This window comes from uncultured Prevotella sp., from assembly GCF_946407605.1.
Lineage (GTDB): Bacteria > Bacteroidota > Bacteroidia > Bacteroidales > Bacteroidaceae > Prevotella.
Genome location: NZ_CAMJOS010000003.1, coordinates 80,247 through 100,082, shown reverse-complemented (window position 1 = coordinate 100,082; position 19,836 = coordinate 80,247). Strand labels below are relative to the sequence as shown.

Below are 19,836 nucleotides of genomic sequence, written 5' to 3'. Positions count from 1 at the left end.
TTTGTCAGTGTGGCAGCTTGGCCAGTTTTCAGTTTGCTTTTAAAAGATTATGACGTAGAGGCTGCTTACGTATTGCTCTGTGCTTTCATCTGGCAGGGAATCCGTTTGTATCTTCACAGAGAGGCTATTCACAAGAAACTGATTGTATGGTATCGCAAAGGGTTCTCTTCTCGAAGGGAAGATCGTGACAAGGTTCTTCCTTTCCCATATTTCTTTGACTCTTCAGGAGTGCTTCGCGCAAGAGTTGGCAGACCTTTCTATCATTGGATGTTAGGGGGTATCATTATCATTATAGCCCTCATCTATAGTATCTTTTTCTTCTTGACAGAGTATTTAGGTATCAAGTTCTATCTCATATCCTCTTTTGGACTATTTGGACTCATTCCGTTAGTTGAATATTTCCATTATCTGAAGGCGGAAGTGCCTGAAGAAGAAAAGAAAGAGACTCCAGAAGAAGAAGGGAATGATTCTCTTCCAAGCAGTAACATGGAGAAGCTTTGGAAACAATACATAGAGACATACCCTGCTTTTTCCATGGCTTGGAAGAGAAAATTCTTCAGGGATAAGGAGTCCGGTAAAAACAATCAGGATATGATTGATATCTTGATGAAAGGCTTTATGGGGACTTCCTCAACGAAAGGGGCTGATGGATTCCTTGAGAACTGTAATCTGGTGGATGCCTTTACAAAGATTTCCCCTCTGTTCGACTGGGAAAAGGAAAACGGACTGTTGGTACTGATAGTGATGGACATTCCCAATCACTTTTCAAAGGATAAGTCAAAGTCTTATCTGAAGGAGATTGCCGATGAACTCAAAAAACAGCTAAATAAGGAGAACGACCTAATAGTCTTTGATGAGTATTCATCCAATGCAGACCTTAACACCAGCATAACAGTAACTTCACTTTCTGAGCTGTCGTCTCGCCGTTTGAATAAGGAATGGATGAAACGGATAGGCTTGGTCATCGTTGTCAACCTGTTCGACAAGAGCGTTTCCAACTTATATGAATGTCGTAAGTTTTCTTCCCTTCTTCGTACTGAAAACGAGCAGTATCAACTTCTGTTCATCACACCACATCTAAATGAGGTTGAACCCACATTGAAGAACACTTGGGACACGAAAGCCGAAACAAGTGAAAAGACGCTCATACAATATCCCCACGGATATCATCAATTCTTCATTGGATACAACCTTGAAGACTATCTTGACAGGTTTAAACTGATACTGAAAGCACTTCCTTCTGAGCCATTATCCGCAGGTAGTGAATTGATACCTATTGCCTTGAGTCATAAACTTGGTGAGACAGACAAGGTGGTTACACCGATACATTTCTTTGACTTAGCCTATACCAATATCATTGAAGGAGTAGAGGAACTGGGCAAGTCCTATCGAAGTGAAATGATGCCTATATGGGAAGAAGACATGAACAAGCAGATTCATTGTCATCTGCTACCTTTGGATAAGATCAACGAAGATCAGATTCTTTCCGTCATTTTCGACCAGAGCAACAATGCTCCGGCAGCCTATTCCAAGTGGATTCATCTAGGTCAGCAAGAGAATTTCTCTATTGTCCTGTCCAGACCCTATCTCTTCCGAGACTACTTTAATGCCAATCACGACTTCTTCGTCAACAATCCCTTCCTTGCCTTGCAGCCCTTCCTCACCAAGAGCAGGATTACACTCGCTGTCATCTTATTGGAAATGCTTCAGAAGTCGGAAATGAGTGAAGAGCAGTTACGCAGTCTCCTGCAAGGGTATTACAACCAGGATGAGATTAAGTCTGTTTCGAGCATCGTCCAACAGCTGTTCACAACCTATTTCGCCAATGATTTGGCAGGCAGGTTGAGAACACGGCAGACCATTGTGTTTGATGGCAGCAAATACCATTATCAAACTATCTATCAACTAGACTTCTCTGACAGCGTCAACCTTTCCTATCTGGACCGCATAGCCATCAAGGATGAGTCAGACAATGTGTTGTTTGTTATTATCAAAGACTTGTTGTTCCAAAACTTTGACAAGGGACAGACACACTCTTTCTCGGGAAAACCCTACGAGGTCATTAGCTTCGACAGCGTGAACAGGGTTTTGAAGGTTCGAGCTACTAATACCAAGGCGCTCAATGTTTCGTTCTATAAGCCAGTACGGCGAGTAACCATAGGCAGTCAACGACAAGTCATAGAGGACATGAACATAAAGCCCAATGGAGGATGGGCTCATCCCATTACAAAACAGAAGATCCAGCTTGATATTGAGGGATTTGAGACGAGTGTCTCTGTGGTTGTTGACAAATGGTACGAATTCAGTCACTATCATACCGATTGTCCTTATTTTGATGCGAGTTTGATGAAGGAACGCAAGTACAAGAATGGACGTGTACTCAAAGTAACCTTCAGGTTCTTAAAGAAAAAAGAATATCTTGACCGGAAAAACGATATCCGCAAGAGTCTCCAGATTCTGCTCTATGAGGCCATGCAGTCAATCTTCCCACATCATGCCCAGTATCTTATCATCTCATCTATTGGAGAGGGTGATCCTGATTTGCCTTGGATTTTCAATAAATTTGCCTGCAATGACAGGGATGATGAGAATGCATTATCTTTCTATTTCATAGAAGATGCACATGTTGATTTAGGACTCATCGGGGCCTTGGCGAAAGATAACATCATGGGGGCCGCCTATCTCTTCCGGTATATCTTTGACTATCTCATGTGGCTGACCGAGGGAGAACCAGTACCTGCAGGGGGATATGATGAGTTCCTGCATAGACCATCTGGAGATAAGTTCTCATTCCTGAAATATGGACGTGAACAACTGCCTGCTTATTTTGACGTAGACGTGCTCATTAACTTTATCAGGGACTTTTTTTGTCAGAAAGGCGGGAAGCTATTGGAAGGGGTTACGGAGCGGACTAACAGACAAGACACATTCGGAGTCTGTGACTTCTGTCGCAAGAAGATGAAGAACAGTGAGATGCAACGTCTTGATGACGGCAGGATGCGCTGTCCCGATTGCTCCAAGGATGCCATAGACACCGAAGATGCATTCCGTATGCTATGCGACCAGGTAAAGACTGCGTTTAAGACGCATCTGGGCATCGATTTCAACAGTATCCCACACAATGCCAAACTGGTTTCTGCCGTAGAACTACACAAAGTGGATGGGAAGATATTCCACATCACCAACGGATATGATGTCAGGAAGTTTATCGGACTGGCTTGTAACAGGGATACAGATGTATTCTATGTAGAAAATGGCTATAAGCCAGATACCACATATGGCATCATTGCACACGAGATGACACATATTTGGCAATATAATGATCCTGACTTCATCAAGATAAGAAGCAGCCACGAACAATTGGTTGAAGGTCTCGCTGTCTGGACCGACCTCTATCTCTCCGAGAAGAACGGCATGAAAGACATCGAGGAATTGAGAGCCTCGTGGCTTGAACGTGACGATGAATATGGTGAAGGCCTAAGGTTTATCATGAATAACTGTCCAGATGATCCCTATGGTTATATCCGACAATTAGCTAAATAATCTGAGGTCCTTGTCGTGTAAACCGACAAGGAGGAAGTTAAACGAGAATACATAGTTCCCGTCAGAATAAAAAAATGTATAGACGCCTATTAATAACTATTATCATCTTTATCATCGGATGCTGCCAGGCGGTGTTCGCAAGTGATTACCCTGCACAATGTAGGGTGACGGCTCAGACGCTGAATGTGAGGAGTGGTCCTGGAACGGGGTATTCCAAGATGGGAACGCTGAGGAGAGGCGAGGTGGTGCAGGTGGACTTCGTGACATCCAACGGCTCTGCACAGTGGGGGTGCCTGGAGTATCGCAATGGCCGAAAAGGCTATGTGTCGATGCGGTATATGTCTTATGTGGCACCCGTGCAACAGGAGGTGCCGGAGTCATCAACGGTGTACTCCAGTTCTGACAGCGGCTGGTTTAGTGGGTTGTTTGATAGTATTGGGGGGCTCTTCCTGGGACTATGGACACTCATCAAATGGGGAGTGATTATCATCATCATCCTAGTGGCACTCGCATTCTGGCAAGACATCCTGGCATTCCTTATCTTCATGGGTATCTGCTCAGGTATTGGCGCTATCGTGTTTGGTGTGCTATTCGACAATTCCGAACTGGGCGGCCTGGTGGGTGCGGGTTTTGCAGCCTTCATTGGTCTGAAGCGTGTCATGGAGTCGCTGAATGCGGATTATGCCAACGTGATGTGGTTCCTCTACTGGTTAGTGTCGCTCCCTGTCTATCTGCTCAACAAGACGCAGTATGTGCTGTCAGAGCCGTGGCGTTATATCTTCCGAACCAGTTGGGTGGGTGACGGTGTGAAGACGTGGCTGCGCCCTACCCTCGAAGTACTGAAGGTGGTGCTTTATATCGTCCTGACGCCACTGCGTGTGGTAAACGCCATCATCTACAACATCTTCATCTACGCCATGACCAGCATCTACACCCTGTTCTTTGAGGTGCTTCGTCCTACCGCCAAGGAAGAGGGTGCCAAAGACCTCTGGACGTGGATTTATATGTTCCCCGTCCGACTGGTGAAATACCCCATCTGGCATGGTGGCATAGCACTGGTCGAGGGCATCATTTGGACGGTTGTAGATACGTTTATCCCTGCCGTTACGCTCTATCACGGTACTGACCTCACAGCAGCCGAGGCCATCGTGAGGAGTACCGACCGTAACACCTATCTTCGCAACACCTCCACCTATACCAGTGGTACGTTTTCGGCCAGTAAGAGCAGCTGGGGCGGCATAGGTGTCTATTTCGCAGCGAGCAGGGCTGTGGCCAGGTCGTATGCCCACGACCCTTATCGTCTGAGCGACAGGAACCCGATGATGATTGTTTGTCGTGTGTCCATGGGACGTATCATCAACTATGCCCTCGCGCCACATTATGTCTATATGCAGGCGGGACAGTACGGACGTCACTCAGAGTTGAACAAATATGGTGAAAGCAATGGCTATACCACGGGTGAGTGGTGGAACGGGCGTGGTGGCTACTGGGAGTATTGCCTCTTCGACTGGCAGAACCGCTATAACCACCCCTGGCGCATACGTCCCATCTATGCCTTTAACCTGCGCATCAATCAGGCGCAGCCTATCAAGGGTGGCATGCAGCACTGGCTCTTCGAGAAAGAGATTCTCGATGACCTGTTGTCGTATTTTTCCTGAATATTAATGGACAGCCCTTATAGCGAATAGAAGGCAGACATCAGCTGTGCACGGTAGTTCTTGCTGATACGGAGTTCGTTGACAGCATCCATGGGTTCCATCAGGATACAGACGGACTCTTGAATCATCTTGATCTGGTTGATGTTCACGATGAAACGCTTGTGTATCTGGATAAAGTCGGTGGAATAGTTAAGGATAACATCTGCAGTGGTTCTATGACGCAGCAGATAGACGGTGCCATTCATGCATACCACTTCCCATATCTTTCTATCCTGATTATAACGGAAGTAGGCGATATCACCAATACGCAGGGTGGTATGCTCGTTCATGGAGTTGACCACCAGAATGATGGGGAGCTGTTCCGAAGAGATGCCCACGGATGGTATGCCCGCCAGCTTATTCTCATAATAGCGCGTCATAATCTGAGCTAAGTCCTGCTCAGTAGGTGGCTTCAGCAAGTAGTCGAAAGCCTGGTGGCGTATGGCGTCCAACATGTATTTATCATGACCTGTATAGAAGACCACCTTGGTCTCTGGCTTGATATCCTGACGGATGAGTGAGCAAAACTCCAGACCAGACATAGAAGGTAGTTCAATATCCAAAAAGATGATATCAGGTTCGGTTCTGATGACGACATCTGCTGCTGTCTTTGCATCGGTGGCAGTGCCTACGATATCCACGGAATAGTTCTTCTCCAGCAGACGCTGCAATAGTTCTACGGCTTCCTGGTTGTCATCAATGATAAAAACTTTCGTTAGTTTCTGTCTATTAATCATATATTAGGTTGTTTATTGTTATCCAAAAATCAATTGTCACGTTTCATGACTTTATAGTTAAAGACATCGGGGACAAGCAGCCATGCCCTACAGCCCGATGGCTGACGGTTGCTTAGGCCAAACGTTATCTTTGTGTGGTTGTGCTCGTTCAGAAGCTGAACGGTTTGGCGTACCACTTTCATGCCTGTATGTTCCATAGGAACATGCTGCTTGAGTCCCTGACCATTATCCAGGACCTCTATCAGCGTGCCGTCATCCTGTCGGCTGACATGAATGGTGAGTTCCCCACCCTGACGCTGCAATCCATGTTTGATGGCATTCTCCACAAAGATCTGTATGGTCATGGCAGGCACGCTAACCTTATCCGGATCCACGTCATTGTCAATCTTTTTCTCATAATGCAGCGCTTTGCTCATCTGCCTGCCTTCTATCTCGACATAGTAATCCACGAAACGCAGCTCTTCAGTCAGGGTGGTATCGAGCATGTCGGCCTGATCGACACCTCGTCGCAGCAATTGTGTTAACGCGTTCAGGTCCACAGCCTTACCTTCCATCTGTCCAAGCATCTCATGGCTCAGCGCATTATAGATGAAATGAGGTGAGATGCGATTGCGGGTGTTCTCCATACGGAGTGTCATGATTTGCTGTTGTGTTGTCATCTCCAGCAAGCGATGTCTGCGAAGTCGCAACTGATAGAGTACAACCAGCACGATAACAATCAGGATAGCCACTGCAAACAGAGCCCATGCCAGTCGTGCAGTCATCTGCTGGTGGTATATCTCCTGCTGTTGCTCCATAATTTGCTTGTCGTTCCTGTATTGCAACAACTGGGCACTCATTCTCATGGCCGACTGTGCCGTTTGTATGGAGTCGTTCAATTGATGATACTCTTCATGAATGGCCACAGCCTCTTGCCAGCGTCCTGTGTTCTTCATCAACTGCTCCAGAGCTTTCAACCTCAGCACTTTTGCAGCAGGTATGCTTACATCATCCTTGGGACTGGCCAAAGCAATGGCTTGTGCCCCTTGCATATCTCCCTCCAACATCTTCAGCTCCATACGTGATGTTGCCATATAATATATAAGAGGAGAGAAATTGACCTGATGGAAGAACGAATCGGCCAGGTTAATCATCTGTCGGGCTGAATCAGCCTGATGGAGACAGATGTATATCTCGCCCAGATTACCTAATGCCGTATAATAGTCCCATTGCTTGTCTCTATCGCCTTCAACCAGACTGGCAGCTTTCAAGAAGCAGTCACGTGCCTCCACATAGTGCGACTGAAAGAAATGGTCGTTGCCAAGGTTGTTATAATAGATGAACTGGTCGCCCCGATTCATGTTTGGCAGCATCGTGCCTAAGCGTTCCCACCAGCGGTGGCTGTTGGGATAATCGCCCATAAAGGTATAGGCCGTGCTGATGCCCAACATCAGAGGAATTCTCAGAGAGTCGCCTACGCCAGTAGAGTCAGCAGTCTTCAAGGCCTGCAGGTATCCGTCAGCGCTCCTATCCAGCTCTCCCAACTGTCGATAGAAGTCTGCCCTGTTGGCCATGGCCAGCACACGTAACATATCTACGCCCTCTAGGTCCTGCATCTCTTCCAAGGCCCGTTCTGTGTATATCAACCCACTATCCGGCATTCCTTTGATTGCCGTATAATAGACGCCTCTTGCCTTCAGCCATTCTGCCCGTAACCTGCGCATCGGGTCGCTGTTGTCGTCTTGATGTTGGTCTAAAAAGACTTCTATCCGTCTGCTCGCTGCATCCATGGAGTCACCTTCCATTTGTGCATACCACATCTTCAGCGAGTCCATCGTCTGCTGCATATATGGCATAGCCGATGGCTGCCTGATGTCATCACATGAAGACATGCAAACACTACTTATCGCGATGACAAGTAACTTCGTGATATGATGCTTAACTGTTGACAGAATTAACATACGTCCCATTTTGCGATGCAAAGGTAGTTCTTTTTAAAGAAAATGACAAATATCACATCCTTTTGTTTTATCGAACGATGTATTTTTACTACAAAAAGCCCCTCAATTAGACAAAAGGTCGTTTTTGCCAATTAAGAAGACTTTTTGCTTCTTTTAGGGCCTTTCTGACGCATCAAAAAGCAATACAAAAATTTGGTTAATGAATTATAAATGCCTAAATTTGCAAATAACTAAAACGCACATCAAGGTGTAAAAATAACATATAATTACCGCAACAATTAATTTAAAACATAAGTATTATGTCACAAAACAAAACTGTTATCCCAGGTTTAGAGCCATCAGATGCCAACTACGGTCAAGGTGGTTCATCTTCAAATTTCTATTCTCGTAATTCACAGCCAGCCTCTCGTGGCACCGTCATTCCCGGCATGGGCACTAACACACCTGAGAAGCCTGCAGACAACCGTCCACAACAACGGTCTGCCAATCCTACAGGTAAGCCGGTGGTAGGCTTCCTCTACTCGGTTTCTCGTACCCCGGCAGGAGAATTCTGGCCTCTGCACATTGGTCAGAACACCATAGGTAAGGCTCCTTCTTGTGACATCTGTCTGAAGGAAGGTACCGTATCAACAGATCATGCTGTACTGGTTGTAAGAAAGATGAAGAACCCCGAGAAGGTCATTGCCTCTATCAGTGATGCCCGTTCTACCAATGGCACCATGCTGAATGGTCAGAGCTTAGGTTTCTCTGCCGAGGAATGTAAGAATGGCGATATCATCACCATCGGCGACAACTATGAGCTGTTCCTGATCCTGATTGATGCAGCCACACTGGGACTGAAAGTCCAGGAAGGTTTCATCCCCGTTGAGACCGCAGACGAGGAGGAGGTATTCGACGATGGTCCAGAGCCCTTCTTCCCCGGTAGTCAGCGTCCTACCAGAGCAGGCACTGGCTTCGATCCTTATGATTTTAATCCTGCCGCTGGTGGCACCGTAGGTCTGGATGGCTCAAATCCATACTCAGACAAGGGTGGCACTGTAGGTCTCTAAGAAACACATCGAGCTGATTTTACGATGCCAAATCCGATAAGAAGAACAGTAGTACAAAGGAAAGGTGACCCGTATATCTATTTATGGGTCATGAACGAGTGGTACTGCTACAACCCACAAGAACCACCTGTTGGCAGCGGAGCCATGGGTGATGTCTATCGTGGCTTCAGATGCAAGAATGGTGCTCCCGTGGCTATCAAAAGGGTGAAAGACGCCTATGCCAACAACAAGATGATACGTGAGCGTGCCAAACAGGAGGCCTCCCTGGCTTTCCGACATCCGAATTTGGTAGAGATGGTGGGCTATTGCGAATATGCCCCTGAGAGCGGTCCGATATTTATGCTGAGCAATTTCGTCCAGGGCGAGAATATCGATGTCTTTGTGAAGAAGTTGGCGAACTCCCCTACCCGCGTTGAGAAGATCTGTGCAGCCATCTATTCCGTCTTGGATGCTTTGGACTATGTGCATTCCCGTGGGGTGATTCATCGTGACATCAAGCCATCGAACATCATGGTGGAGAACGACTCGAACATCAGACTGATGGACTTGGGTATTGCCCGCATGAATGGCGGCAATAAGTTCTCGTCATTCGGATTCATCGGCACACCAGAGTATTCTGCCCCGGAACAGATTACGCGCGAACAGAATGGTACCTGCGTACAGATCAATGCCACAACAGACATCTACGCGCTGGGCATCACGTTCTATGAGTTGCTGACAGGCAAGAATCCCATGGCCAGCAATGTCGAGGCAGAGACACTGACCCGTCAGATGAAGACACCACTGCCTTACAGCGACTTGATTCCCAAGAAACTGATGGACGTCATCTGGAAAGCCACAGAGAAAGAGCAGGCCAAAAGGTATCAGACGGCAGCGCAATTTAAGGCAGCTATCGAGGCAGCCCTTCTCCCCGACCCTCCCTTCTCTGAAAAGCTGGCCGAATGGTTTAAGGTGTACTGGGTATTGGTCGTCGGCATCGTTGCGGCCTTGGCCATCATCATTTTTATAATAATCGTAATTCTAATATAAAATGGAACTTAAACAGTTGCATTCAAACGAGAAAGACTTCTTCATAGCCTTTGCAGAGTCGCGTATTGGAGGAAGAGGAGAAAATCAAGACTCCTATCTTTCAAAGAGTACTGAACGGGGCTTTGTAGTCACCGTGTGTGATGGTATGGGAGGCGGTCCTGGTGGAAAAACAGCATCTACCATTGCCGTCAATGAGATTATTGCAGGTATTGATGAAGCCAACAAAGACGAAGAGAGTGCCAACGTCATCATCAAGGCCATACGACGTGCCAACATGGCCATCATAGAGGCTGGCAATGAGAATCCCCAGTTGAAAGGCATGGGCTCTACTGCCACGGTGCTGCTCCTGACCGAGGAGTCTGCCTATGTGGCTCACGTAGGCGACAGCCGCATCTATCAGCTGCGAGGGAGAAAGAAGGTGTTCCGCACCTTCGACCACTCCATGGTGTTCGACCTCGTCAGGCAGAAAGTCATCACAGAAGAGCAGGCACGACTGTCAGCCCAGTCTAACGTCATCACCCGAGCCTTGGGTGTCAAGCCAGATGTGGAAGTCGACATTCAGGAAGTGCCTTATCTGAAAGGCGACCGTTTCCTCCTGTGCTCTGATGGCATTCACGGCACCATGCCCGAAGAAGAGCTGATTCGTTTGGCAACAGAGAAAGGTAAGGCCTTAGGCCCTATCACAGACAATATCGCAACCATTGTTGATGAACTGGGGCGCAGAGAAGGCGGTGGTCACGATAATCTGACCTTAGCGCTTATAGAAACACGTATTAATTCAAAACTAAAGCCTAAAATGTCTAAACAAACTAAACTTATGCTCATGCTCTTGGGAGCACTGGCTGCCATCAGCATCGTTTTCAACGTTGTGCAATGTGCCTCAAAGCCCGATACCGAAGAGCTCACGCAACAGGTGGAACAGCTTCAGAAAGAGGTGACAGCCAAAACTGACAGCATCAAAAGCCTGACTGACACCATTGCCAAGAAGGAAAAAGACTTGAAAGCCATTCAAGCCAAGGTAAACATCGTAAAACAAGCTGTTAAATAGAAATAATAACAAGAAACAATAAACTATATGAAAGTCTATTCAATCGGAAGAGATGCCGCCTGTAATATTGTCATCGACGACAATACTGATGTCATCAGTAGGCGGCACGCCATCCTGAACGTAGCACCTTCAGGAAAAATGACTATTGTGGACCAGAGCCACAACGGAACCTATGTTAACGGCATTCGCATCTCATCGAATGTCCCTGTACCTGTAACCCGTAAGGACAATATCTCTTTTGCCCATGTTGCCCGCCTGGACTGGAATCAGATTCCTAACACCAGTGCATCCATCATCCGCTGGGGTATCATTGGCGTTATTGCCCTGGCATTGGTTGGCGGCGGCGTATGGGGTTATCTGGCATGGTCTGGACAGGCTGCACCAGAAGAAAGCAATGAAGGCATCGCCACTGTCGACTCCACTGAGATCAAGGCTGAACAAGAGAAGAAGGCAGAAATGGAGAAGCAGAAGGAGGATTCCATCAAGAAGCAGGTTCAGGACTCTATTGACAAAGTGCGCAAGAACACAGTAGTGAAGCCTGCTGTCAAGAAGAAGGACGCAGAGCCGAAGAAGGAAGATGTCAAGAAGCCCGAAGAGCCTAAGAAAGAAGAACCTAAGACAAATCGCCAGCGCGGTTAATTCATCATGCTAATAACAACTAAAACTATAAGATTATGAGACTTTTAAAGATTGGACGCGATGCTTCCTGCGACATCGTACTGTATAGCGAAGGTGTCAGCTCCCTGCATGCTGAGCTTACCTTGCTCAACAATGGCGACATCCAGTTGGAAGATAAAGGTAGCCGTAACGGCACATTCGTCATGAACCAGCCTATCAAGCCCGGCAAGCCTGTCAATATCAGACGTGGTGATGCCGTACGCTTTGCCGATGTGGAACTGCAGTGGAGTCAGGTGCCCATGCCCGAGGACAACTCTGCCTACAAGGCTATCTATGGCATTGGTTCTCACTTCAACAACGACATCCAGATATCTGGCAACACCGTCAGTCGTTACCATGCCACCATCAAGGTGGGACGTGATGGCAAGGTCTATATCGTAGATCATAGTAAGAACGGTACCACAGTCGATGGTCATAAGATTGCATCCAACGTTCCCACGCGCATCAAGAAAAGCAGTGCCGTGGTTTGCGGTGGCGTACCTGTTAACTTGAAGGCATCAGCCATCCAGTGGCCCAGCGAGTCATGGAAGATGATTCTCGGCGTAGCAGCCTCTCTCCTGGTGCTCGTTGGAGTGGGCTTCGGATTATACAGTGTCTTAGGCAATAGTGGCAAGCCCAGCATGAAAGCACTGGAGAAAGCTACCGCTTGTGTGTTTGAGCAGTATTATATCCAGGTGACCTACAAGGATGATCCTTTCGTGGGGAAGATTGCCAGCTGGCCCGAGAAATGGACTTTCGGCATTGACAGCAAAGGCAATCTCAGCTTAGGCACGCCTGGCTCAACCATCTCTCCGCTCGGCGCAAGAGGCACGGCATTCTTCATCTCCAAAGATGGTGAGATGGGAACAAACCGTCATATCGCCTTGCCATGGGAGTATCTGACCGACGATGCTGTGGAGACCATCAAGCAGACCATGGAGAAGCTGCTCAACAACAGAAACACGGACCTTGTACGCTTGTTGAACAATGCCATTGAAGCAGGTGTCGTTTCCAGCTCTGACGCAGTGGCATGGTATTCACGCCTGCAGAAGTCTGAAATCGTTATTTCGGGTTCTATGGAATATATTGGTGTGGCACTGACTGGTACTAACTTCACCACCATAGCCGACCTGTATTCTTGTCAGGTGATAGCAGAAAGCGGTGATCCGCTGAAGGATGTATCCTTGATACGTCTGAACTCTAAGAAGACACCCGATGACATCGTCAATGGCGGTTTCTTCGACATAGAGAAAGCAAGACTGGATGAAACGTCACTTATTCCTCAGGAAGAAGAGCTGACCACGATTGGCTACCCCTCTGAGTTTGGCACAGGCTTGAATATGATTGCGAAAGGTACCGAGTACCTGCCTACCGTTCACAGAACATACGTGAGCAAGACACCTGATGATAACATGTTCCAACTGCAGAGCAATGTCGTAGGTGGACAGAGTGGCTCGCCTATCATCGACAAGGACCACAGACTCGTTGGCGTGGTCTTCGGAAGCTTCAGAGGCACAGAAGTGGCTTATGGCTGCAACATCAAGCATCTGAAGGAGCTCTACGATAAAAACAAAGCACGTAATTAAAAAACAAGACTTATGAAAAAGATAGCATCATTTATCATACTTGCATTGGCATTTGCCAGCAGTGCTCAAGCCGTCATCGTACAGAAAATCTATATGAAAGATGGTTCTGTGCTGAGCGGATATATTCAGAAGCAGGACGACAATGGTAATCTGACCTTCCATTCTGATATCGCAGAGATATGCCTGAAGAGTAAAGACGTGACCATCAGCAATGAGAAGAACTATTCTGTTAATGAGTTAGACAAGGCCTGGGTGGACTGGGCTGAGGAGAATGAGGCCTTCGAGGGTGCCGGTAACAACCGGACCCTCTATCTGGCCGACGTCACCTCTAAGTCGAAGACCGTGTCAAGAGTCAAGATTATCGAGCGCGGTGAGTTAGTAAGGTATCTGCAAATGACACCCGACGTCTATCTGATTGCATGGAAAGATGTGATGGCCATCAAGGGTGAAAAGCGCTCAAAGACGGCCTTGTCGGGCATCAACCGTATCTTCCAGTTGAAGTCGGGCATGGAGTTCGAGGGTGAATATGCCGAGGAGACAGACTCTCTATTGACGCTGTATCTGAATAATGGCATACGTCAGTCGTTCAAGATCAACGATGTGATAAAATACACCTTCCGTCCCATCAACCCCAATCAGGACATCTTTGCACAGAGTGAGCTGTTGAACATCGTCAAGACCAAGAACGGCAACGAGACCAAAGGTATCATCATCGAGCAGAACTATACCAGCAACAACGATACCGAGAACTACTTCCTGGTACAGCAGCAGTCGGGTGCCATCCAGAGCATCAAACTGTCCGACATCGTTGAGACGCGCAAGGAAGAGAATCCCAAGTTTGATCCTAAGTTCGACGTTCTGCTGAAAGAGGGTGACGTATTGATTAACCGTCAGGAGGTCTTCATCACTAGCATCTCTGAAAAGGGAGAAAACAACGTGCTCGACAGTCTGAGCGAGCAAGTCGTTATCAAAAAGGATCCTCAGAACAACACAAGGGTGACGGTGGAATACCGCAATGCCAATGGTGCTAACGTGGAAGCCTACCAGGTGGTGAAAGTCAACAAGATTGAGAACAAGAAAGAGAAGAAGACTGTTTATGGCGTCAGCTATCGCGACCTCGTGAACTCTACTATTCGTCCTGTCTCCATCGAGACGAGTGTGAACCACACCACCAAGGCCGAATATATTGTAGGCGGTCAGGGCGTGTTCGCCTTGTATGATGCCAAGAACAAGAAGGCTATACCTTTTATTATTAAATAATTAAAGAACAGGCCATATGATAATGAGGGAAGTTACCGTAGGACGCTCCAAAGACTGTGACATCTATCTCGACGAGAGATGCATCTATGCGAGCAGTCATCATGCCACCATCTATTATGATGGCAATCAGCTGATGTATCGCGACAATAGTAGTAATGGTACGTTGATCAACAATGTCAGTGTAAAACATCGTGCCGTACCCATTCGTCATGGAGACTCGATTATGGCTGCAGGAAAATATCAGATAAGCTGGAACCAGATTGATGTGTTCTTTCCTATGAACGCCCGACAGATGCCACCTCAACAGCCCATGCAACAAGAGCCATACGCATATCAGCCTTATCAGCCTAACACGATGGCTAACAACGCCACGGTGGATGTCTCAAAATGGAACTGGGGTGCTTTTGCCCTGTATCCCATCTGGGGATTCTTCAACGGCTGTTGGTGGGCATTCTTAATTGCCATGTTCTTATTTTGGCTATCCCCGATACCCAACATCATCTTTGGTGTATATGGCACCCGATGGGCATGGCAGAACAAGACCTGGAGCAGTGCTGCTGATTTCATGAGCACCCAACACAGCTGGGGTATTGCCGGTATCATTGTTTTTGCTATCAATATTCTGTCTATACTCGGCGTATTTATCTTCTATGCTGCACTCTTGTCAGCACTTTAAACAATGACGATGACCCAGATAGCATCACCAACATATCAGGTATATGGCGCTGCAAACTCCATGCAAGGGGGGCGCCCGGAGAACCAAGACGACTTTGGTTTTCTGGAAACCCCACTGGGGTTTGCCCTCGTCGTATGCGATGGTATGGGTGGTGGCCCTGGGGGTAAGACGGCATCTTACATTGCCAAATACGAATTCCTTACCACGCTCAGCAAATGCGGTGAGCAGATGCCTCCCGCCACAGCCCTGAAGATGGCTGTGAGCAGAGCCAACGACGCCTTGGAAGAAAAGATGATGCAAGTGCCAGAGCTCAGAGGCATGGGCTCAACGTTGGTAGGCATCCTCATCAACAGGCAGTCGGCACTGATTGCACATTTAGGCGATAGCCGTTGCTATCAGTTGAGAGGCAAAAAAGTAAAGTTCCGCACACAGGACCATTCTCTGGTAGGCGAGCTGGTACGCAGCAAGGCGATTACCGAAGAACAGGCCCGTGTGTCGCCACAGTCCAATGTCATCACACGCGGACTTGGCAACACCTCTAATCATGTGGCAGACATTGACGAGGTGCCCTATCAGAAAGGCGACCGTTTCGTGCTTTGTACGGATGGTGTATGGGGCATCATGCCTCAAGAAGACCTCCTTGTGCGACTGACCGCCATGGTGGATACCTCATCAAAGGTTGCCAACATGTCTGCCGAGATTGACCGGATAGGCTTTGCGTCTGGTGGTCGTCACGACAACCACACGCTTGTTATCTTAGAAACCAATACAAACTCCATATTAAAAGAAAAGATGAGCAAACAAGTTAAAATAATCATTGCAGTCCTATCAGCACTGCTCGCTATCAGCATTGTCTTTAATATTGTCTGCCTCATCAAGATGGGAAACCACTCGCAGACGGGTATCTTGGCTGAAGAAGTCAACATCAACCCACAGCCTACTGACAAAAACGCTGGTAGCTCCTCTCGGAGAGAAATCATAGAAGAGGATAATCAGGATGACCAGCCCCTTATCATCGGTGAGGAGATTGATGCTAAAAAGAAGCAGATTGGCCTCATAACAAAAAAACAAGACTCGGCCTCGACGAAGGACTCTTCTAAGTCTAATCAGGACGGACAAACACTCGAACAACTGATAGACCAGCTTGTCAGTCAGTTGAACACGCTGAAGGACATTAACGAGAAGGAACAGAGTGAGGCCATCAAGAAAAGCAAGTCATGTACTGACAATGTCAAACAGTTGCTTTCTAAACTGAAGACGAAAGTGCCTGAGCAGCAGGTGCAGACCATCGAGTCAATAGAAAAGATTGTCAATGGAGATGCATTTGACTGCACAAAGAATATATGGCCTAAAGGCAAGAATCCCAAACGCTATGTCATGGCTTCACCTACGCAAACCGTCATAGGAAAAGAGATTCTGCCAAAAGTTGAGAAGATAAAGAATCATCAATAAACAAGATATATGTCAATAATTAGAATACAAGGAGAATCAGAGAAAAGAAGAGGCATCTTCTACCAGCTTGACTCTAACGACCAGCCTATAGGTGTTGGTGGAATGGGACAGGTATTCAAGGGATTGTGTATTAACGAGAGAAATGGTCACACACGCCCTGTAGCCATCAAATTCATGTTTGATGACTTGCCACCACATGCCATTGAGCGAGCACGCAGAGAAGCATCTATCCAGTTGCGCAACGACAATCTGGTAGAGATGTTAGGTTTTATCGAGATAGCTGAAAAGACACCATTAGGCGATGTCAAGATGCATTACCATGTCGTTAGTGAGTTACTAACAGGCGTGTCCTTGTCGGACCTGATGGAAGGAAAAACGACTGATCGCGATGGTAATAGTGTCCCCTTTGCAGAGAAACTCTTGGCTGATTACAAGAACGATTCCGAACATTTCGCACGTACTATTGTCATCAATGTTCTTTCAGGATTGATGGCTTTGCACGATGCAGGATATATCCACCGCGACATTGACCCATCGAATATCATGGTTACCACAGATGGTCATATCAAGCTGATTGACTTTGGTATTGCCAAGCAGATGAAGACCCTGACCACCAACGACAAGGGACTGACCGTAGCCGGAAAGTTCATGGGAAAGCCAGAGTATGCAGCTCCTGAACTGGTGTTGGGAGACATTCAGCACCAGGATCAGACAACTGATATCTATGCCATGGGCATACTGCTGTATCAGTGCATCGTGGGGCATACGCCCTTTGACGGTGCGCGCCACGAGATCTTGGAGCACCAGCTGAAGGACAAGCTGCCATTGAAAGTCATTAAGAACAAGGCGCTGAGAAATATTATTGCTACTGCATGCGAGAAGAAACAGATCTTACGCTATCAGACCTCGGCTCAGATGCGAGTGGCTTTGGAAACCATGAACAGCAAGCCTGTTGGTCAGGCAGACAACACGAAGAAAATTATCGCTGCCGTTGCTGCTGCCGTGGTGTTATTGGCTGGCGTCGGTATCTATTACATTTTGAGCGCTCCAGAAACGAAAGTCGTTACAATAAAAGAAAAAGTGGTTGTTCATGATGGTCCCACACTGACAGGTATCGCCAAAGTAGCAGATATGATGAAGACGCCAGAAACTGCTCAAGAAGGTCTGCAACAGTTGGAGCAGATGGCCGAGGACCAGGATGCCGATGCAGTCTTCCTGCTGAGTCGTCTGTATTTCAGAAGCAACAGCTCCAGTGATGTCACTCCCGACTCCGTGCTGATGATGCAGAAAGCCCTTGGTATCCAGATAGACAACAAGAAGGCTCATGAGCTGTTGTTGCAGACCGTCAAGGCCGATCCTGAGAACTATTGTGCCCTGTATGAGCTGGGTTGTGACTTCCTGGGCGGTGAGATGCGTACTGAAGCCGTTGAACGCGATCTTGACCAAGCTGACAAGTATTTCCAGGAGGCCCTGAAGTATGCTCAGAAAAATAGTGATGCCGACTATGTGAACCGAATAGAAAGACAAATAGAAAAATATAAGTAATATGTTGAAGAGAAGCACTATATTATTGTTGCTGGGAACGCTGTCGACAGGTATGCTGTCTGCACAAACGGTCCAATGGGCTGTTCGTCCCACCTCTGCTCAGATAGAGAACTATGGCAGTCTGCTGAAGGTCAAGAAAGGCGGTAAGTGTGGACTGGTGAACCTGAACGAGCAGGAAATCGTTCCTGTAAAATACGATAGCATTTCCCCCTTCCGTGATGGCTATGCCCTCGTCATGAACAAGGACGGCAACCAGATGCGCATTGAGGGTGTGCTGTCAGAGGGAGACTATGAGATGCTGGTACCCACTGAGACTGTCTATGCCACCCGCTATATGTGGTTCAGCGACGGCAAGATGCCTGTAAAGGGTACTGGTGGTTGGGGTTATCTGGGTACCGATGGCAATATGGCCATTCCGTGTCAGTTCCAGTTGGCATACCCCTTCAGTGAGGGCTTTGCCTCAGTGATGCTCAACGACAAGGCCTATTACATCAACCGCTTCATGGACTATCTTCCCGTGGAAGCTGGTTATGGTAATCTGGTATTTGCCTCCACGTTCTCTGGTCAGGAGGCCGTGGTCTATAGTGGTGACAGCTATACCCCCAAGGGATATGTCATCAACAGGAAGGGCCGTATTCTGCGCCAGTACAAGGTGAAGCCGGCAGACCTGAAAATCAACAAAGACGACCACTCCGTGGGCGACAAGTCTCAGTTGTACAGACAACAAGTGCAACAGGCTTCCGTAGACAACAGCTATGAGGTCTATCAGGAGAACGGCTTGTATGGCTATAAGAAGAATGGTGCCATTGTGCTTCCTGCCCAGTTGGACAAGGCCGAACCCGTACGCGGAGAATATGCCAATGTGCAGTATAAAGGCCAGAATGGTGTATTGCAGTTCCAGGAAGGATCTTTCTCGCATCAGTTGGAAAACAGCAAGATGGAAGTTGTGGGCAACGAGGTTGACAAAGGCTTCCTGCAGCTGAACCTGCCAGAGTCATACGATGATGCTGCTGTGCGTTTGCGTATGATTGACAACCAGGGACGTGAGATGGCCGTTGTGGCAAATAGTACACAGGGAGCACATCGTAGCTTCTCGTTCCTGCCCGCCGCAGTGCCCAAGAAGAGTGAGAGCGTCAGCTATCAGTTGGAGTTGTGGAGCGGTAACCTGCTCATCTGGAAAGATAAGGGAGAGGTGAGCTATAACGTCATCAAGCCTGTTGCTGTAGGCGAAACGGTGAAGGTGACGGCAGCACAAACCAAGAATAGTCCGTCGGCTGCTGAGTCGAAGATGAAGATAGCCTCCTTTGCCTTGTCACGTCCTGAGGCTCCCAGTAAACGAGCTGGTGTCAACAATACGTTCTATGTCACTGTGACGGTCAGCAACAGTGGCGACAAGACGGGCGTTGCCAGTGTGTCATTGGTTGTCGATGGAAAGAATGTCGGCACACAGCGTGTGAATGTCAAGGGACGCAGTACTTCGAAGACGACCTTTGCCGCTGCTACGAATGTCAAGAAGGAGCGCTATGCCAAGGTGCGTGCTACGCTTAGCGACGGCAAGTCCAGTCAGGAGGTGACGATACCTATCATCCCGTTCTATTAAAATTTTTAAAATATAAA

General features: G+C 47.6%; 14 protein-coding genes. 12 read left to right on the top strand and 2 right to left on the bottom strand.

Features of this window, described 5'->3' with window-relative positions; all coding sequences use genetic code 11:
- The first annotated feature begins 33 nt into the window (after window positions 1–33).
- Window positions 34–3,543 (top strand): hypothetical protein, encoded by a 3,510-nt coding sequence (locus Q0R57_RS02375; RefSeq protein WP_294743547.1) that lies wholly within the window; start codon window positions 34–36, stop codon window positions 3,541–3,543.
- A gap of 74 nt (window positions 3,544–3,617) precedes the next feature.
- The gene (locus Q0R57_RS02370) at window positions 3,618–5,201 is read left to right on the top strand and encodes an SH3 domain-containing protein (RefSeq protein WP_294743545.1); all 1,584 of its coding nucleotides are present in this window, start codon (window positions 3,618–3,620) and stop codon (window positions 5,199–5,201) included.
- A 17-nt stretch (window positions 5,202–5,218) separates the two neighbouring features.
- On the opposite strand, the gene Q0R57_RS02365 is transcribed toward Q0R57_RS02370, so the two are convergent.
- Window positions 5,219–5,977 carry a response regulator gene (locus tag Q0R57_RS02365; RefSeq protein WP_294743543.1) on the bottom strand — a complete coding sequence of 253 codons (759 nt, stop codon included), beginning with the start codon at window positions 5,975–5,977 and terminating at the stop codon, window positions 5,219–5,221.
- 29 nt (window positions 5,978–6,006) lie between these two features.
- Window positions 6,007–7,926, bottom strand: coding sequence for a histidine kinase (locus tag Q0R57_RS02360; RefSeq protein WP_294743542.1), 1,920 nt, complete (start codon window positions 7,924–7,926; stop codon window positions 6,007–6,009).
- A gap of 290 nt (window positions 7,927–8,216) precedes the next feature.
- Here Q0R57_RS02360 and Q0R57_RS02355 point away from each other — a divergent pair, with 290 nt between their 5' ends.
- The 10 genes from Q0R57_RS02355 (at window position 8,217) to Q0R57_RS02310 (ending at window position 19,819) form a co-directional block, all read left to right on the top strand.
- On the top strand, window positions 8,217–8,966 hold the full coding sequence (locus Q0R57_RS02355; protein ID WP_294743540.1) for an FHA domain-containing protein: 750 nt from the start codon (window positions 8,217–8,219) through the stop codon (window positions 8,964–8,966).
- A gap of 90 nt (window positions 8,967–9,056) precedes the next feature.
- Window positions 9,057–9,995, top strand: a complete 939-nt coding sequence (locus tag Q0R57_RS02350) for a serine/threonine-protein kinase (RefSeq protein WP_294743537.1) — start codon at window positions 9,057–9,059, stop codon at window positions 9,993–9,995.
- 1 nt (window position 9,996) lies between these two features.
- Window positions 9,997–11,043 carry a protein phosphatase 2C domain-containing protein gene (locus Q0R57_RS02345; protein WP_294743535.1) on the top strand — a complete coding sequence of 349 codons (1,047 nt, stop codon included), beginning with the start codon at window positions 9,997–9,999 and terminating at the stop codon, window positions 11,041–11,043.
- A gap of 27 nt (window positions 11,044–11,070) precedes the next feature.
- On the top strand, window positions 11,071–11,682 hold the full coding sequence (locus tag Q0R57_RS02340) for an FHA domain-containing protein (RefSeq protein WP_294743533.1): 612 nt from the start codon (window positions 11,071–11,073) through the stop codon (window positions 11,680–11,682).
- 35 nt (window positions 11,683–11,717) lie between these two features.
- Window positions 11,718–13,286: an FHA domain-containing protein gene (locus Q0R57_RS02335; RefSeq protein ID WP_294743531.1), complete on the top strand. Its 1,569-nt coding sequence runs from the start codon at window positions 11,718–11,720 to the stop codon at window positions 13,284–13,286.
- Between the two features lie 12 nt (window positions 13,287–13,298).
- On the top strand, window positions 13,299–14,546 hold the full coding sequence (locus Q0R57_RS02330; RefSeq protein ID WP_294743528.1) for a hypothetical protein: 1,248 nt from the start codon (window positions 13,299–13,301) through the stop codon (window positions 14,544–14,546).
- A gap of 22 nt (window positions 14,547–14,568) precedes the next feature.
- Window positions 14,569–15,222, top strand: coding sequence for an FHA domain-containing protein (locus tag Q0R57_RS02325; RefSeq protein WP_294743526.1), 654 nt, complete (start codon window positions 14,569–14,571; stop codon window positions 15,220–15,222).
- A gap of 9 nt (window positions 15,223–15,231) precedes the next feature.
- On the top strand, window positions 15,232–16,674 hold the full coding sequence (locus tag Q0R57_RS02320) for a protein phosphatase 2C domain-containing protein (protein ID WP_294743524.1): 1,443 nt from the start codon (window positions 15,232–15,234) through the stop codon (window positions 16,672–16,674).
- A 9-nt stretch (window positions 16,675–16,683) separates the two neighbouring features.
- Entirely contained in the window at window positions 16,684–18,219 is a 1,536-nt protein-coding gene (locus tag Q0R57_RS02315) for a serine/threonine-protein kinase (protein ID WP_294743522.1), read from the top strand.
- 1 nt (window position 18,220) lies between these two features.
- Window positions 18,221–19,819 carry a WG repeat-containing protein gene (locus tag Q0R57_RS02310; RefSeq protein ID WP_294743521.1) on the top strand — a complete coding sequence of 533 codons (1,599 nt, stop codon included), beginning with the start codon at window positions 18,221–18,223 and terminating at the stop codon, window positions 19,817–19,819.
- Window positions 19,820–19,836 lie beyond the last annotated feature (17 nt).

What these genes read in the sequence shown, in the direction of transcription:
- Q0R57_RS02370 (WP_294743545.1), top strand. Translation starts at nt 3,618, where the DNA reads ATGTATAGACGCCTATTAATAACTATTATCATCTTTATCATCGGATGC.
- Q0R57_RS02365 (WP_294743543.1), bottom strand. Translation starts at nt 5,977, where the DNA reads ATGATTAATAGACAGAAACTAACGAAAGTTTTTATCATTGATGACAAC.
- Q0R57_RS02360 (WP_294743542.1), bottom strand. Translation starts at nt 7,926, where the DNA reads ATGGGACGTATGTTAATTCTGTCAACAGTTAAGCATCATATCACGAAG.
- Q0R57_RS02355 (WP_294743540.1), top strand. Translation starts at nt 8,217, where the DNA reads ATGTCACAAAACAAAACTGTTATCCCAGGTTTAGAGCCATCAGATGCC.
- Q0R57_RS02350 (WP_294743537.1), top strand. Translation starts at nt 9,057, where the DNA reads ATGAACGAGTGGTACTGCTACAACCCACAAGAACCACCTGTTGGCAGC.
- Q0R57_RS02345 (WP_294743535.1), top strand. Translation starts at nt 9,997, where the DNA reads ATGGAACTTAAACAGTTGCATTCAAACGAGAAAGACTTCTTCATAGCC.
- Q0R57_RS02340 (WP_294743533.1), top strand. Translation starts at nt 11,071, where the DNA reads ATGAAAGTCTATTCAATCGGAAGAGATGCCGCCTGTAATATTGTCATC.
- Q0R57_RS02335 (WP_294743531.1), top strand. Translation starts at nt 11,718, where the DNA reads ATGAGACTTTTAAAGATTGGACGCGATGCTTCCTGCGACATCGTACTG.
- Q0R57_RS02330 (WP_294743528.1), top strand. Translation starts at nt 13,299, where the DNA reads ATGAAAAAGATAGCATCATTTATCATACTTGCATTGGCATTTGCCAGC.
- Q0R57_RS02325 (WP_294743526.1), top strand. Translation starts at nt 14,569, where the DNA reads ATGAGGGAAGTTACCGTAGGACGCTCCAAAGACTGTGACATCTATCTC.
- Q0R57_RS02320 (WP_294743524.1), top strand. Translation starts at nt 15,232, where the DNA reads ATGACCCAGATAGCATCACCAACATATCAGGTATATGGCGCTGCAAAC.
- Q0R57_RS02315 (WP_294743522.1), top strand. Translation starts at nt 16,684, where the DNA reads ATGTCAATAATTAGAATACAAGGAGAATCAGAGAAAAGAAGAGGCATC.
- Q0R57_RS02310 (WP_294743521.1), top strand. Translation starts at nt 18,221, where the DNA reads ATGTTGAAGAGAAGCACTATATTATTGTTGCTGGGAACGCTGTCGACA.